The organism is Paenibacillus sp. E222 (genome assembly GCF_013401555.1).
In the GTDB taxonomy this organism is placed as follows: Bacteria; Bacillota; Bacilli; order Paenibacillales; family Paenibacillaceae; genus Paenibacillus.
The window spans coordinates 4,931,135-4,948,595 of the sequence record NZ_CP058552.1 but is presented as its reverse complement, the minus strand read 5'-3'; the positions used below and the strand labels follow the sequence as shown (position 1 = coordinate 4,948,595).

Below are 17,461 nucleotides of genomic sequence, written 5' to 3'. Positions count from 1 at the left end.
ATCATACCTATTTATTTTGCAGCCAGTCACCAACAATCATCTGAGCAACAGCAGCCAACTCACGAATGGTGATCTCACCCCCATCGAACAGATCTGCTTTCTCAATATCGGTCCAGCTTGCATCTGTTGATTTTGTTCCATAATACTTCGCAATGATAGAGAGATCTTTGATACTGACTTGAGTCTGGCCTGGAACAAGAGTAATCATCTGTGCAGCAAATGTACTTGCAGCAGATTGTAAATTTGCTAATGCTTCATCAACACTTGATTGTGTTGCCGCTGTATTGTTTTTCACCTCATTTGCCGTATTCAGAGCAGCTTTAAGGATCGAAATGGCTTGTTGAGGATACTGACCAATTTTTGTTCCAGCAACAGCTTTGTCCAGTTGTTTTTGAACGGATTGGATCTGAACTGCCAACCCAGTATGGTCTGTCGGCTGAGGGGTTGCAGTATGAACACTACTCCTGAATGTAGTAATGGCCGTTTTCAAAGCAGTGACTGCTGTGTTCACTTCGGCCTGAGTGCTCCCAGTGTTGTCGCGAACGACCATCGCACTTTGAATTGCCGCATCGAATACATTTTTGGCCTCAAACGGGTACTGCCCCTGTGATGATCCTACAACAGCCGTTGCGGACAATTGCTGTGCTTGCAAGATCGTCTGTTGTAATTCAGCTTTGCTTACGCCGATTACAAGCTCTGTAAATGCTTCAACCGCCCGATTCAGTTCTATAACTTTGGCATCTACTTCAGCTTGGGTTGCCGCCTCATTCGTCGTTACCGCACTTGCATGTTCGATGGCTGTAAGGAGCACTGCTTTGGAACCAACCGGATACTGTCCGGTATCGCTGCCTTCCACTGCCGTGTCATGCAGGGATTGTGCGGACTGGATTGCAGCAGTTAGCTGTGTCTTATCGACTTGAATCTGAATAGTGATTGACGCTGTCGAGGTATCCAGCATGTTAGAATTTCCGTCTGCGGAAACTTCGAAATTACTTAAGCTGACTTGTGCTTGGCCAGTGGTCGCATCTGTCTTGACTTGCCCATGCAAATTGATAAGATCGCCCGAATCGTTAATCTGATTCTGGTTTGTGTTAGCCACAATAAGGAGAATTTCACCGGATTCCGGTTTCACCCCTGTTCCGATGATTTGCAAGTATTCTTCTGAAGAAGTCACTGCTCCATCAGCAAGAATAGTAAGTCCTTGTTCGTCCTCGGTTGTTGGGAATTGCAACTTGTACGTATCGTAAGTTACGGTCAATTGTGCCGTTGTGAAACCATTCGTGACGCCATGTACACCGATGTTCAAGTCCACCGTTTGCCCCGGTGCAGCTGTTAATGGTCCGCGTAGTGTAGCCGAATTTTCCACTCCTGGCTGTGGTTCTGCTATTTCTTTTACCGTGATGGTCCAGGTAGCAACAGTTGCTGCACCTTTGGCATCAGTCGCTTTGAATCGCAGTACGTAGCTCCCTGCTGCTTCTGGCGTCCAGCTAAATTCACCCGTAGCTGTATCCAGCTGCGCTCCTGCTGGCAGACCTATACCCGCATACGTGATGGAATCCCCTTCCGGATCCGTAGCAACAAGCGTCTGCTTCACCTCTTGACCTGCCGTCACCGTCACCGGAGACAAATCGGCAAATATTGGCGATTGGTTAGGCTCTGGAGCAATTGCTGCTTTTTGGTAGAACTCAAGCTCTGCCACATTGGCATTGCCCTTAGGTGTGTAATACCGAAGATATCGATATCCCTTATTGTTCGTCATTCCCACAAAATACCACTTGGCAGTAGAGATGGTTCCAATAGTGTACAGAGTCTCAAATGTTGTACCATCATTCGAGCCTTGAATCACAGCATCCTTCATCCGATTAAGATGGGTACTGCGCGGATAAAATTTTACACCGCCCAGGATTGGTGCATTGTTTTGACCTAAATCAATCAGAATCCAGCTTGGATTGGTTAACGCATCTGGTGCCGTTTCTATATTGCCATCAAATGCCCGCCATCCATTACTCTCGGGAGTCCCGATTCCTGTTGAGTCACTTGCATCCCACTGTTTGGATGAAGCCTTGACCATCGATTGCGTAACCTGAATCGCAGATAGGGTTGTTACATCTATAGGACTGCTTTTTGCCGTTTCTCCTGCGTTGCCTCCAGCTGCTACCTGGTAAGCATACAACGTACCGGGTTTCAGATCAGCATCGCTCAATTCAGTCGAAGTGGTTTCTTTCCACTTGGTATAGGTGCCCCCAGCTCCTTGCTTGCGATAGATGGTGTAGTAAGTTGCTCCTTTGACTTCCTGCCAGTTCAAAAGTACGGAAGTCGGCCCCGTTAAAGCTGCAGTCAATCCTTCAGGGGCCTTATTCTCCTCTTCAGGGTATATGGACAGCTTCACTTCCTGATCGACGTAATTGGATGTATCATCCTGCGCATAGATATGGAAGACATATTCACCTGGCGCAAGTCCGACTGGTTTAACAATTAACGTCCCGCCTGCCTTTCCATTCAGTCCACTACTGTCAATATAATCCTGATTATCCGTCGATAAAGATACATTCACAGAGTCTAGATCTTCAATGGATACCTTCAAATTCATATCTTCGCCATTCTCGTAGGCCGCTACGCTTGTAAGTTCAAACCCTTGTTCACTTGTCAACTTGATTACTGGCGAGGTATCGGCTGGATCAAGTGTGTAGCTGCCCAGCATGACTTCTGTGTCTTCATTATCCGTCATGATGGAAAGGAAAAGACTTTTCAAATAGGTTGGGTAGTCATCCGATTTTACATATTTATCTGATATGTTAGTACTCACCCGAAGCCACTCGCCTTTAGTATCCGGCACTCGGATCGTAGCAAAAGGGGGAGTGGATGAATCTCTTTGCAGCTGCAATTTGGCCGCTCCATTAGTTCTGACCGTAAAGGAAACAATGCTGTCCTTGGTACGATCCACTTGAAGTGCGGCCTTGCTCAAATAAACAAGGCTTTCGTTCTTTGTCAGAATATAAGAGCGGGTGCCTTCTTTGCCTGTCTCAAATGTACCGGAAATCGGAATAGCCTGATCGGCAATGAAGTTGGCTTGACTGCCAATTGTTTCTACGTTCGCCAAACGATTCCGTTCAATATTCCGGTATGTCTTAAGTGTAATTGGTGAGCTGCCTTTATACCTTAGAGTGATATCATGAATGCCCTTGATCTTAGCCAAGTCTGCTGATGCAACTTCAGAGGTGAATTTGACCATAGCATTGCTCGTATTTGGCATTTTGTAGGTTGCTACCAGTTTTTCCCCGCTGTATAACAGCAGTTTGCCAGTCGCATCTGTTGTTTTGGCCTGTAATTCAATACTATTGTTACCACTATCAAAATTCATTTTGCCGAATGTGATTGCCCCTCCTTCACTCAGATTCACACCGTCTGAAGCTTTAGTAGCTTCTCCGGAGAGGACACCTGACAGAGCTGTATGTTCATCGCCTGCATAGCCATCTGAGAATGCGAACCAGTCGAACGCAATCTGATATGACAATGCGTTTGCGCTGCCATAATACTTGAATGCGATCAGATGCTTACCTGACAAAGGCTTACTTAGCTTGCTTGAGACCGTCGCATAATTGGTCCACCATCCGGTGTTCGGTACCTGCAAGGTAGTTAGTACTTCACCTTTGGCAAGATCAGCTGTCGTAACATTGGTGCGATCAAGTCCGCCCACACCATCCAACAAGATTACATCCACTTTAGTGCCCACATTCGAATTACTTGCAGCCCGAATCGTAATCTCGTTGTAACTGTCGTCTAGATCTAGGTCATACCATGTGTACTGATTCTCATAGCGAACGTCATACAGTACGGAACGCATACCGTCCATATCCTGAAACGTACTCGTGCTGGTGGTTTCACTCCTACCCACATAATCGAACGCCTGCAAGCGGTCATATGCTGCTGTCACTTCCATATACGGCGGATTGCTTAGTGGCTTTGGTGGACCAACCACCTCACCTGTCGCCAAGTCATTGGTCCCCTGTAACAGAACATAAGATGGGATCGCTTTCAATCCACCTTGCTTTTCGATAGCTTGTGCCAGATATTTAATCCTTTCATCATCAGGATCCAGTGGCTGAGTCAAATGATGCATGTAGTATCCGTATGTGACTTCAGACGCGTACCCCAATCCTCTGCCGTTATCACTGACGGTATCAGCGTAATTGCCTGTTGGATCACCAACCACAGCATTGCTAATATTAACTGGTGTATACAAGATATCGTAACCCAGATTATATTTGGCAAGCTCATTGGCTCCAGCCAATATCCGATTGTCGAGGAATTCGAACATTCCTACACCATCTGAAGCCTCCGTCACTTCTCCGAATGTTGGTGAAGCCGGGTCCGGGTTGACCTTCGTACCCTGGATTTCAGTCATGTAGGCAATCATGGATAATGTGGACGTATTTCCTGAAGCGTGGCCCATATCGCGGAACATTTCCACAAGTTGTACATGGGGCTCGACAGGTGCACCCGTTCTTTCATTTTGTGTGACATAGCGAATCTGATGGAAAATATCACCGGATTGCCCTTTGAACGTTGCCGTTTTATTGGCTGTTGCCCACTCCACAGCCTCTTGGTACCATTGCTGATTATCCGAGAAAATAGCAGCCATCATATAGGCCTGAGTGATAATACCATGCTGGTTCATCCAGCGACCATTGTTATGATAGAAGTTGCCATCGTAGAAGGCCATCAGATAGTTCTGCGTAAAATTCGTCGTATCCGTTTCCGTCCACGCCCATTCCCCGCTGCCCTCCGTATACCGCAACAATTCGGCAGCTCTAACCATGTTAACCATGGCATCACCGATACTAATGTGCGAATCTGTAAATCCTTTTGGATTGCCCGGATCAATTTGGGACCAAAGACGAACAATGGTCATTGCTTTCTCACGGTAACGAACATCACCTGTAGCAGCCCATATAACTGCGTGGGTAAATGCCGCTTCTGCATCCACCTTGGCTTCCTTGGCTTTTGCATCATTGTCAATCTTGGTATATGCGGGTTTCGTTTTATCCAGCTTGCTTTGATTCCGAATATCATAATCCAGTGATCCACTGCGACTGTTCCTGAAGTCCTCGAATGCACTCGCCCACGGCTCTGCGCCAATGGCAACCTTCTCCTGCATCAGCTTCAGTGCATCACCAGTGAAACCTATAGAAGGATGAACGAATCCCTCTTGGCTTATCGTCTCCAAGATTGCAGGCTGGGTATGGATAACCGAATCATCAGCGGATACCCTGCTTGGAACGGTAGTTATAAATAAACAGAGACTTACTACTAACACACGAATAACCATCCATTTTATAATTTTGCAGCACTGCTTCATTTCACAGCCTCCTGATTCAATAAAATATCGAATTAAAAGTAAACGCTTCCATAAATAAAAATGATATCTCCTTCCCTTAGAATGTTTTCTTCATGAAGATATAGATAAATTGGTTAGAAGTGTACCCAAAATCCGATGATAAAAGTGGGCAAATACTATTTTTTTCACATTCTCCGTTAAATTGGGAAATTTCTCTTGTGAGTTTATGAGACGAGTGCTACAATTTTGAAAAAATATGGATTATGAGTAGATTGTACATACGAATCGCGGATCTTCGCGGGAGGAAATCACCGTATTTATGCTTCGGCAGTTCTTTAATCCATAGAGGTTACTCAACTTAATTCACGTGATAGAACGTTGTTTTTGTTAGACGCATCCTGATATTTGGGACCCGTCCCATAGTGTCCTGAAAGCGGTTTACATCCTTAAAGTTAATGTCATTCCTAATCTTACAAACCGAGGTGTATTTATGATTCATTTAACGATTGAAGTACAGCGTGAAGATGGAACTATCCTTGCCGAACATACCGATACGAACCATACTCATCTGGTATATGATCAACCGTATCAACCAGGAGATTCTATTGTGCTCAGAAGCTCCAGGGACGGCGTCTATTTGTATATCCAGCTGGATGATGCTTTGAATCCGGATTTTGTATATCTGTCTGGGCAAGAGTACCGTCTAAGCATCCCTTTTAATGAGAAGAAAACCTCATATTCTCCCAAGTCATTTACGGGTCAACTACATTTGCTGACTGTACGGGTTGCATCCAATGAGGAGATTAGTTCCTACAAAAACCTTGCCGCAAATTCACATGATCATCATACCAACTCAACGTTGTACCCCCATGCTTCGGCTAATGTTGAGACGCGTGGTGAGGCCGTCTTTGCTGCCCGAAATGCAATCAATGGCAATACGGTAACCTATTCACATGGAGAGTGGCCATTTGAATCATGGGGAATTAATCAACGACTAGATGCAGAATTCACACTTCATTTTGGACGGCTTGTTGAAATTGATAAGATCGTATTGTACCTGAGAGCTGACTTCCCCCATGATAATTACTGGAAGCAGGTTACCTTGTCTTTTTCTGATGGCAGTTCTATAACTTCATCTCTTGAGAAATCCGGAAAAGCACAGGCTATTCTCTTGGAACCAAGACAAGTGGAATGGGTGAAACTTAGCGAATTAATTCAATCTAATGATCCTGCACTATTCCCAGCACTTACACAGTTCGAGGCATACGGACGAGAAATTTAAGCAGTAGTAACGGATAAAGAAAAAATTATTGAAGAATCATATCCTGATTCAATTATCGAATCGTAGTAAGTCAAAGTTTTTATTCACCAAATATAAATACCCGCCTGTCCCTATCTATAGGACAAGCGGGTATTTACTTACGACGGATATAAATCTTCACAAGGTAACAGCCGAGTTGGAATTGGATGAATGGTTATATTCCTATCTTTTGTCATTTCCTAATTAATCCTCAGCTATCCTGTCCGTTAGTTCAATAAAGGCAGCCGATAATGTTGATCCGCTGCCTCCTTTGGTACTATTGAGCTATCGTTTCCCGTTAGCGTAATTGATATCTATTGTAATGTATTCATATGCTCTTAGTTAGTAAGATTTCCAAAGGCTGACACAAAGTTGCCTACCAAAATGACACAAAGTAAAAAAATGATTTAACCTTATGAATCCTTTCTCTCCAGGGTAGTAGGGAACTTTATGTCACTATACATTGACACAAAGTTCCCTACCAAAAAATAAAAAAACCTTATTCTATAAGGGATTTCATGGTTGGTAACTTTATGTCATTCTACACCAAACCTGTCTGAGGAGTGAGTGCAAAAATAAAGAAAGGCTTCGCCTCTTCAACATAAAGAGTGAAGCCTTTAGATATCATATTTGTTAATGTTCTCTACAGCCCTGCACGATAGATAAACCCAACAAATTTCACATTACCTTCCCCAGTTGCATTCAGAACAGAACGCAGACTTAGGAAATGACCAAGCACATTATGATGATAACCTGACATCTCAAACCCGTGATAATCCGAAATGACACAATGTTCTTGTCCCCAGCATTGGACAAGAAATTGGTTCCTTAAAATAAAAAAAGCCACTATAATAGCGACAGTCCCAAAAGTGTGGGGAGTATCTTACCTAGTTCCCGGTTTCTAGCTTACAAAATGGTGAATCACGCACCTTGGCTTGAGGCTAAGGCTGTCGCCGAGCTCGGATCGGGTACAGGTGCTATCACTCGTTATATCTTTAACCAGGCACAAGATTTCACCAAAGTGTTATTATTTGAAAAGGATGAAACCATGAGAACTAATCTGAAGAAAACATACCCAGGCGCCTCCTGCTATCCCAATGCAGCTCATTTGGTAGAGTCCATGAATCAAGAAAATATTCAGCAGCTGGATTGTATTTTCAGCGGGTTGCCCTTCTTTAATCTTAAACCTGAATTGAGAAATACTTTAGTAGACCAGATCTATGAAGCACTTAAGCCTCAGGGATTATTCATCGCATTTCAGTATTCACTGCAAATGAAAAATACACTTTCCGAACGTTTTATCATTGAAAAAATAGACTTGGTTCCTCTGAATATACCCCCTGCATTCGTTTATGTATGTCGTAAAAAAGAAGCAATTTATTAATCATTCTCATCTATGCTTACACTATTATTTAAATTATTTTGAACAAGTCATGAAAGGACGATTATGCCATCATGTCGATGGTGGAAAGTGGGTTAGGGATCAGTATTCTGCCAGAGCTTATTTTTAAGCGTTACCCCCTATTGAATTATTGCAAAAGAATTTTAGTTCCCGGCCCAACGTAAGATTGGCCTTGCAATGAAAGATAAAAAGTCCACCTTCATGATAAGTAGATGTTCCTCATAAATGTCATTACATTAACCTGCCCGTTCGTATTATGAGATCAACCATATCTTTTTGGTTGATCCTTTTTGCATTAGCTTTGAGGATTAGAGTAGCCGGGTCGAACGTACCTGCCCGTGGGACTTTGATCCCGAGCGCTATAATGTTCACCCCTACTTGTCATGACCATGATTGAGGCTGGTTGGGACCATAGATCCCGTATCACATGCGATGCTGTGGAGCGACAAGGAGTTTCATAGGGGCTGCCGGTAAATTTATTTCAAGGAGAGATAAAATGAACCCTGTTTTAGGACTAGACATATCTAAAGAAGAAAGCCATGGACAAGCTTTCTTAGATCGAGGAAAACCATACCGAGGGCCCTTTCATTTTGAACATACAAGGGATGGTCTCAAGATATTGCTTCAAACCATTCAGGACATCGAACAAGCATCAGGACGTCGACCAACAATAATTCTGGAAGCAACCGGGCATTATCAAAGCCCCGTTGTTCAGTTCCTTGAGGAGCATCATTATTTATTCATCGTTATCAATCCGCTCATTTCTAATCGCCTTCGAAAAACCAATCTTCGTAAAGTGAAAACAGATACTGCGGATGCCTATCTTCTGGGTGAACTTTACTATAGGGAGGATTTCGAGCCATTCAAAAAAAGAGGTGTACAACTGCTTAATATGCGTTATCTGACGAGACAATACGAATCCTTTTCTAAGATGTGCGTGCAGACGAAACTGCAGTTTCAGGCCGTTCTAGATCAGGTTTTCCCGGCGTACAAAGGTGTTTTCGGGGCTATGTATTCTAAAGTATCTCTTCGGTTCTTACATGAGTTTCCGACTTCATCCTCTGTTCTACAGGTAATCTTGGCTCAAAAATTGCAGGTATCTATAGCCTTCTCTAATCCTGGTTCATTCATCTCCAGCACCTCACAATGTGTAGTATCTACACCCTTGATAAACAACAACCAGTTCTCAAGACCACCCTGTGAAGGAATAACGTCACCTGGTTTTTTTACATATGCTTTAACTGCTTTTTGGAGTTTAATAAGAGCGATTTGTGCTTTTATCTCATCACATTAACTCTGACATTATATTATCTAGGGTACAATCTAATCTGCAATGACACAATGTTCTTGTCCTTTTCGGCAAAGGAACCAAGTTCTTGTCCTCAGCATGGGACAAGAACTTGGTTCCATAAAACAAAAAAGCCGCTATATTAGCGACTTTGAATGGAACAATGTTCTTGTCCTTGGACACAAACATTCCTGCACTAGCCGGAACCTGCCTGCTATTCGTAACGAACCCCCAATTAATGAAAGTCGAGAAACGGTACAAGCAAAAATACACCCCCTAGAATTTCATCGGCTAAACTCAGGGGTTTTTCCAATGTCTATTCTAGGGGGTGCACTTCATTTTCGAATGATGAAACTAAATTCTTCATCTTTTTCTTGCGAACTTCTTGATCTCTAAAGCTGGCGTTTTTTTGTTTCGCGTGCTTCATGCATTCGTTGTAGCAGCTTCTCCCCTCCTATTTTATAGGTAGCATCAATGTTTATTTGTCTATTCCATCAAATCTGTTACTGCCCCTTTGGAAGCGGAGGAAACTAATTTAGCATATTTGGCAAGTACACCGGACTTCACTTTCAGTGGCGGTTGTACCCAAGCTTGCGCTCGAGCGGCCAACTCTTCTTCTGGCACTTCAACCTTAATTTCCTGAATGTCGCTATCAATGGTGATAATATCTCCATTTTGGAGCAAAGAGATCGGTCCACCTACTTGTGCCTCAGGGGATACATGGCCGACTACAAATCCATGCGATCCACCCGAGAACCTACCATCTGTTATGAGAGCAACTTTCCCCCCGAGACCTTTTCCTACAATGAGTGCTGTAACGGAAAGCATCTCAGGCATACCTGGTCCACCCTTCGGTCCACAATAGCGTATGACCAATACGTCCCCTTCTTGAATTTCATCATTCATGATCGCTTCTGTCGCTTCATCTTCGCTATCGTACACCTTTGTCGGTCCGGAAAACTGTTGGATCTTCATGCCTGACATTTTGGCAACAGCGCCTTCAGGAGCTAGGTTTCCTCGAAGCACAACCAGTGGTCCATTTGGTTTAAGCGGATTATTGAGTGGACGTATAATCTCTTGATCATTCTGTAGTGGAGCAGCTTCCGCTAAATTCTCCGCCAACGTTTTACCAGTTACGGTGAGGCAATCCCCATGAAGTAATCCCTCAGCGAGCAATAGCTTCATTACCCCGGAAACACCACCAATATCATTCAAATCCTGCATGACATACTGACCACTTGGCTTCAGATCTGCCAAATGAGGAACACGCAAGCGAATTCGTTCAAAATCATCCAAGGTTAAATCCACTTCTACGGAGTGCGCAATAGCTAGCAGATGGAGAAATGCGTTGGTTGATCCCCCTAGAGCCATAACAACGGTGATCGCATTCTCAAATGCTTTCTTCGTCATAATGTCTCTTGGGTAGATTTCCTGTTCAAGAAGTGAGATGACCTGCTTACCGGCTGCTTCGCATTCCAATGCTTTATCCGCTGAGATAGCTGATGTCGAAGAAGAACCAGGCAAACACATACCCATTGCTTCTGCAGCTGCGGCCATCGTATTAGCGGTATACATCCCCCCACAAGCCCCTGGACCTGGACAAACACTGCATTCGACCTTATGCAATTGTTCGTCTGTTATTTTTCCATCTTGATATTGCCCAACGGCTTCAAAAGCTGAAACGATATCCACTTTTTTACCGTCGAGATTACCAGGTTGAATGGTTCCTCCATATACATAAACAGAAGGAATATTCATCCGTCCAATAGCCATCAAACATGCAGGCGTATTCTTGTCACACCCACCGATTGCAACAACGCCGTCAAAACGCTCGGCTCCGGTCACAATTTCAATCGAATCAGCTATAGCTTCCCGACTTGGTAGCGAGAACAACATCCCGCCATGCCCCATCGAGATCCCATCAGAAACGGTAATCGTATTAAAAATTAGTGGAGCACCGCCGTTATTACGTGCGCCCCGCTTAGCTTGCACCGCTAAATCATTGATGTGCATATTACACGGTGTTACTTCACTCCACGTACTTGCTATTCCGATCATTGGCTTTTTAAAATCCTCATCTTGAAATCCAATTGCACGCAGCATCGCTCTGTTCGGTACCCGGTTAGCACCTTCACTGATTACCTTGCTTCGAATGCGAAGATCTTTTTTATTTTCCATGTTTCTTCCCTCATTTCAAAGTATTTCGTTCAGTTCCTGCATCGGTCGAATAAAATTTTGTTTCATTAAATTATGGGCATCGTTGCTATTTTTGCCTTCAAAAGCTTTAATAATCTGATCATGTTCTTCAACTGAAGCTAGTGTAGCCGTAATAGGTTGTTTTAAAAATACGTATTTAAATCGCCTAATGTGAATCTGAAGAGATGTATTAAATGTAGCTACATAAGGATTATCTGAGAGCTCCACAATATAATTATGAAATTGCTCATCCACCTCCATAGCCTGATAAACTTGTCCATTTTTAATAGAACTTGCGAATTCCAAATTTATGGATCTTAGTTTCTCGATCTGTTCTGGAACAATAGTTTGGGCGGTGATTTCAGCAGCTAAGGCCTGAAGAGCAGCCATCGTTGAATACATCTTAAAAATATCGTTTTTCTCAATATTCGTTACTTTTGTTTCTTTTCCTGGATGCATGGACACGAGGCCTTGAACTTCGAGTAACTGAAATGCCTCCCGAATCGGTGTCCGGCTGACTCCAAGCGATTCAGCCATTTCCGCATCAATAAGCTTTTCACCTGGTTGCAGTGTTCCATCAATGATCCATCGCTGAATCTGAGAAAACGCTCTTTCTTTTGCGGACATACGGACTGGTAAGGAAAAATCTTTAGGAATTGGCATGGTTTTCATCCTCATTACAATTATTCTTATATGCAATATATCGCATACACGATCGAGAAGCAATTATTATTTCATTTACTCGCTCAATTAAGTTTATCCAGATAACTACCTGTTTTTATTGAGAGTCTGAGACAAAAAAGAGAACTATAATTTAAGAGTCTTTCTTTGAGAAATGTTACATAAGTAATATATTTTAATGTGAATGTTCTTATATAAAATATTTGGTACTAATGAGGGCTTATGTACTTTTTACTTAAGTACACATCTAATCGGCAATCGGACGATGTTCTTGTCCATTACGGTAATCGGTACAAGTTCTTGTCCTTGGCTTGGGACAAGAACTTGGTTCCTTAAATCAAAAAAGCCGCTAAAATAGCGACTCTGAATGGAACAATGTTCTTGTCCCTCGACGGCCATCTCTTCTTCCATACTAGAAAACTTGGTTCTAAGGCGTCCCCGTTTGGATGTAGCAGGTTCTAGACTCATTCCCTGTTTCGCTTTTGCTGCCCACACTTGTACCTGAGATTTATTTTGAATATTTAAACGTGTCGCTACTTCACGTATGCTCATATGTTCCTCGTTGACCAGCCGGGCCGCCTCCAATTTCAATTCCAAGGAGTAACGCCGGAAAGTTTGTCCTTTTTTAGCCATGAAAAAACCCCCTTCGTTTGACAAGATTAAGTCCATCTTAACAGATGTCTTTTTTCTCTTGTCTACTAAAAGGGGATAATACCAACATAGCGACTTTCAATGGAACTGTATTCTTGTCTCTCGAGGCTTCACTTTAATCGATTAATTCAAAGTTCCTACTGTGTAATTCCGTCGAATTAGGTCCAATAAATACTGTAAATTCTCCTTCTTCTGCCACAAAATCGCCCTTTTGATCATAGAACTTCAAAATCGCCTCATTAATTTTGAATTCAACGGTTTGACTCTCACCAGGTTTAAGTCTAATCTTAACGAATCCTTTTAATTCTTTCACAGGTCTGACAACACTTCCTGTGATGTCTTGAACATACATCTGCACAATCTCTTCACCTTCAGATGAGCCAACATTCCGCACAATAATCGTAACTGTGAGTTCTTCATTCCGACACAAACGTGTTGTGTTCAGACTAATATCTGAATACTCGTATGAGGTATAGCTCATGCCATAACCGAAACTGTAGAGTGGATCATTCGGTGTATCCAAATACTTGGAAGCATATTTCCCTTGGCGAACACTAACCGGTCTCCCTGTGTTGAAATGATTATAATATACCGGGATTTGTCCCTCGTTCCGTGGAAAACTCATCGTTAATTTTCCGGAAGGGTTGTAATCGCCAAATAATACATCCGCAATAGCATGGCCTGACTGTGATCCAAGGTACCATGTCTCAACAATGGCAGCAGCCTGTTCTTCCAATTCCTTAAGCACAAGAGGACGTCCATTGGTCAGTAGTATAATGACTGGCTTACCTGTCTTTATCACTTCTCGCGCCAAATGAAGCTGTGCTTCAGGCAACGTAAGCTGTGATTTTGAAGCGGCTTCTCCGGATTCATCGCTACCTTCACCCAATGACAAGATTACAATGTCACTCTTAATAGCCGCTTGGATTGCCTGGTCTACTCCCCCTTCTAAAACCTGATCGACATCGCATCCTTTGACGATCCGTAGTTTTTCGGGATTGATCAGCTTGCTGGATATCCCTTCTCGAATCGTAACCGTCTGATCTGAGTAATTCGAAAATTGCCATGAACCTAACAAATCCTTACTATTACCAAAGGGGCCAATGAGAGCAATGGTTGAGTCTTGGCTTCGTGATAACGGAAGAATTTGATTGTTTTTAAGGAGTACAATCGATTTGCGTGCAAGATCAAGGCTTACACGGAGATGCTCGTCAGACATATACAGTTGCTCCGCCTCTTCAGGACGGATATAACGATAGGGATCATCCATAATACCCGTTCTATACTTAAGGGTGAGTATTCGTTTCACAGCCTCATCCAGTTGTGATTCCTGCACCAGCCCCTCTTCAACCAATTGCGGCAATACTTCAGCATAGACAGATGTGACCATTTCAATATCCAATGTAGCATCAATTGCCTGCTGCGCTGCCTGCTTCCTGTCCTTGGCTACGCCGTGCAGGATTAACTCGGAGATCGATCCATAATCGGATATAACTATGCCTTCGAAGCCAAGGTCTTCGCGAAGCAATGTCTTCAGTATATCTTTATTCCCTGCTACAGGCACACCATTAATCGTGTTAAACGAATTCATGACCGAACCTGCGCCTGCCTCCACCCCCGCTTGGAAAGGTGGCAAGTACACTTCTCTTAAACGTTGTTCGGACACATCGACGGTGTTGTAATCGCGTCCTGCCTCAACTGCACCATAGGCCACAAAATGTTTTAGACAAGCGATGATTGTGTTTGGATCTGAGAGCGATTTCCCTTGATAACCCTCCACCAAAGCTTTTGCAATCGCTGATCCCAAAAATGGATCTTCCCCCGCTCCTTCGACGACACGCCCCCATCGCGGATCACGCGTGACGTCGACCATGGGTCCATGATTGTACGTGACGCCAGATGCTGCGGCTTCTTTGGCCGATATGGAGGCTGCTTCCCTGATCGTATCCAGATCCCAGCTGCATGACCATGCCAGAGGAACCGGGAAAATGGTCTGATAGCCGTGGATAACGTCAGCGTTGAAGAATAGCGGAATGCCGAGAGGCGATTTTTCGACCGCTATGCGCTGCAACTCGTATATTTTATTCATATCGAATGCACCCAAAATGGAGCCCACACGGCCCTCTTCTACCATCTTCTGAGGAGAGTCTGCAAGAACGGTATTTCCAAAGGAGAAAGCGGAAGCCATCGTTTGACTCATCTGACCGATCTTGTCTTTTAGCGTCATGCGGGCAAGCAGTGCGTCGACTTCATTTGCAATCTCTTCATCGATGCGCTCCTTCATTTCCCTTGGTGGCAATTGTCGAATTTCTTCTTTTAGTTCAGCCAGCAAGGAAGGCCCTTCTCCCCTGGAGCCTTGAAGTTCCAATCGTCCAATTTTCGGAAAAAGAATACAACCTTCAAACTCTTCTTCTACAGAAAAGGATAACTCTAACTCAATCGGCCTTTCTCCAAAAAAGTGTGAAAAACCTGTTGCTTTCAGTTGATTTTGTTCAAATGAAGTCTGCTTGAATTGCACATGGAAGTCGAACGGTTCCATTCGCATTTTTATACTCGGTTGAGTCGAGGGCTCTTTCGCTCTTGTAATCTCAAAAACAAACTTCATATTTAAGACATCGGTCCTAGCGATACTACTCCATACGCCTTGAGTCATTATGCCTTCACCTCTATTTCATCTCGTACCGCCTGTTTATCCATCGATTTGAAGAATGGATAGTAGGTGACAAGAGAGATTGCGATCAGAACGACTTGGAAAGCTGCTACACGCCATCCGCCTGACAAAAAACCATTAATGATTGGTGGCAATCCCATAGGTACCTGCAGACCAAGACGAGGAAGAATGTCGACCACCGTTAGGAAATATGCCAGAGAATAACTGATGATTGGACTAATAATAAAAGGTACTGCGAGAACCGGATTCAGAATTATGGGTGCACCGAAAATAGTGGGTTCACTGATTCCGAACACAGCTGACGGCGCAGTGATTTTTCCAAGTTGCTTGTAGCGCTTGCTTTTGGCAACCAGGAACAAGAATGCAAGACCGATGGAACATCCTGCCCCAATTCCATACACAAACATAAAGTTCATGCCGACAATATTGGGAAGTGGTAGCCCTGCTGAGTAGGCAGATAGATTCTCAATATCGAGTGCCATGAAAATGGGCATCATTACCGATAACGTAACCATGGCACCGTGGATACCGATGACCCAAAAAATTTGGCTAAGAAATCCTATGGTGAGTAGGAATGCCCAGTACGTTCCACCCAAACTTTGTAACGGTGTTTGAAGTAGTTCATATACAAAATTATGAACGCTTTCATAATGTGTCATTTTGAATAATACGTTGATGATTACAACCACTGCCACTATAAGAATACCCGGAATGAGTCCAGCGAATGACTTGGCAACGGAAGGAGGAACCCCGTCAGGCATCTTGATGGCAACACCTTTAGAAACTAATATTGCATATAATCTTCCGACCAGTAAGCCGATTAAGATGGAGATAAAGAGTCCTGTTGCTCCCAACCATTGAAAAGTCAAAACGTACTCTCCACTCTCTTCAATAGTAATCGGTGTTAGGAGCAAAAAACTGAGCAAAGCAAGCAATCCGGCGTTCAGGCCATCTTGCTTGAAATTGCGGGACATCGCATATGCGATGCTGAACACAGCGTAGAGTGCAATCATATCTGTTGTTAATTTCCCGATTAAAGTTAGATAATCTATAATTCCACTGTTCGATAAAAAGTCCTGATAAATCTGGATCGGTAAGCCTTTTAGAAGAGCAGCTATCGAACCAATAAAAATGATAGGCATGATCCCCATTAATCCTTTGGTAATTGAATCGAAATATTTGTTTTCCTGCAAAATTCCAGCAAACTGTTGGAGTTTATCTGTTACCGCTTCCATACGAATTGCCATCTGTTACTCCCTCTTTCTCAACCAATGTTCTTGTTATGTGTGGAGATCACTAAATACTTCAATTAATTCTTCAATCAAATCTATCGTAAGTAACGATTTCATCAGATGGTCTTGTGCATGAACAACCAAAAGACTCATTTCAAGCTTTTCCTCACTCGCTGCATCCTGTTGAATCAACTTGGTTTGAATTTTATGTGCTTTAACGGATTCGACAGAAGCTTCTTTGATCAGAGTTCTTGCTTGTTCAAAATCCCTTTTCCGCACTTCAGCCAGAGCGGCAAACGCTTTTTTGTTCGCTTCTCCCGAGTGCAAAATAATACTCATTATATGTTGTTCAGTATTGATTTCCATATATCTATCCCTCTTTATCTATGAATTATTTAATTACTCTTAAGATCCATTGCAAAACGAAGAACTTTATCACCTTTCCCCATACCATAGTCGAGGCTGTTAATCACAGCAATAGGCTTACCTGTTGGGCCAAACTCTTTCTCTACACTTTTTAGCTTGTGGGATACTTGTGGTCCGAGCAGAACAACGTCAAACCGATCGATGTACTCGGACAATTCTCCGATCGGGTGTGCTTCAATATTCCAATCCTGTTGTTCCGGCGCCAAAGCTTTCTTCATTTTTGTTACCAAAATGCTTGTAGACATTCCGCCAGCACATACTAATATAATATTCATC

General features: G+C 43.3%; 10 protein-coding genes and 1 pseudogene. 3 read left to right on the top strand and 8 right to left on the bottom strand.

From position 1 onward, the window contains the following. Positions 1–7: 7 nt before the first annotated feature. Entirely contained in the window at positions 8–5,359 is a 5,352-nt protein-coding gene (locus HW560_RS22145) for a carbohydrate-binding protein (protein WP_179264759.1), read from the bottom strand. 469 nt (positions 5,360–5,828) lie between these two features. Between HW560_RS22145 and HW560_RS22140 the strand changes: the two genes are divergently transcribed. The 3 genes and pseudogenes from HW560_RS22140 to HW560_RS22130 all read left to right on the top strand — a co-directional run. Further along, positions 5,829–6,620, top strand: coding sequence for a DUF7402 domain-containing protein (locus HW560_RS22140; protein ID WP_179264758.1), 792 nt, complete (start codon positions 5,829–5,831; stop codon positions 6,618–6,620). A gap of 889 nt (positions 6,621–7,509) precedes the next feature. Then, on the top strand, positions 7,510–8,022 hold the full coding sequence (locus HW560_RS22135; RefSeq protein WP_257031407.1) for a class I SAM-dependent methyltransferase: 513 nt from the start codon (positions 7,510–7,512) through the stop codon (positions 8,020–8,022). 514 nt (positions 8,023–8,536) lie between these two features. Then, positions 8,537–9,136: pseudogene (locus HW560_RS22130) on the top strand (IS110 family transposase); the annotation flags it as partial. 678 nt (positions 9,137–9,814) lie between these two features. Here the strand turns inward: HW560_RS22130 and ilvD are convergent. The 7 genes from ilvD to HW560_RS22095 form a co-directional block, all read right to left on the bottom strand. Continuing rightward, a complete protein-coding gene (gene ilvD, locus HW560_RS22125) occupies positions 9,815–11,506 on the bottom strand; it encodes a dihydroxy-acid dehydratase (RefSeq protein ID WP_179264756.1) in 1,692 nt (563 codons plus the stop codon). Positions 11,507–11,521: 15 nt separating this feature from the next. After that, complete coding sequence (locus HW560_RS22120; RefSeq protein WP_100527506.1) at positions 11,522–12,187, bottom strand: GntR family transcriptional regulator; 666 nt, start codon at positions 12,185–12,187, stop codon at positions 11,522–11,524. A gap of 249 nt (positions 12,188–12,436) precedes the next feature. Further along, a complete protein-coding gene (locus tag HW560_RS34050) occupies positions 12,437–12,838 on the bottom strand; it encodes a transposase (protein ID WP_257031406.1) in 402 nt (133 codons plus the stop codon). A gap of 133 nt (positions 12,839–12,971) precedes the next feature. Further along, entirely contained in the window at positions 12,972–15,401 is a 2,430-nt protein-coding gene (locus HW560_RS22110; RefSeq protein WP_218834977.1) for a glycoside hydrolase family 3 N-terminal domain-containing protein, read from the bottom strand. A 107-nt stretch (positions 15,402–15,508) separates the two neighbouring features. Then, complete coding sequence (locus tag HW560_RS22105) at positions 15,509–16,774, bottom strand: PTS sugar transporter subunit IIC (protein WP_179264755.1); 1,266 nt, start codon at positions 16,772–16,774, stop codon at positions 15,509–15,511. Positions 16,775–16,807: 33 nt separating this feature from the next. Further along, positions 16,808–17,125, bottom strand: coding sequence for a PTS lactose/cellobiose transporter subunit IIA (locus tag HW560_RS22100; protein WP_179264754.1), 318 nt, complete (start codon positions 17,123–17,125; stop codon positions 16,808–16,810). Positions 17,126–17,154: 29 nt separating this feature from the next. Further along, on the bottom strand, positions 17,155–17,460 hold the full coding sequence (locus tag HW560_RS22095) for a PTS sugar transporter subunit IIB (RefSeq protein WP_179264753.1): 306 nt from the start codon (positions 17,458–17,460) through the stop codon (positions 17,155–17,157). Between the last annotated feature and the right edge of the window lies 1 nt (position 17,461).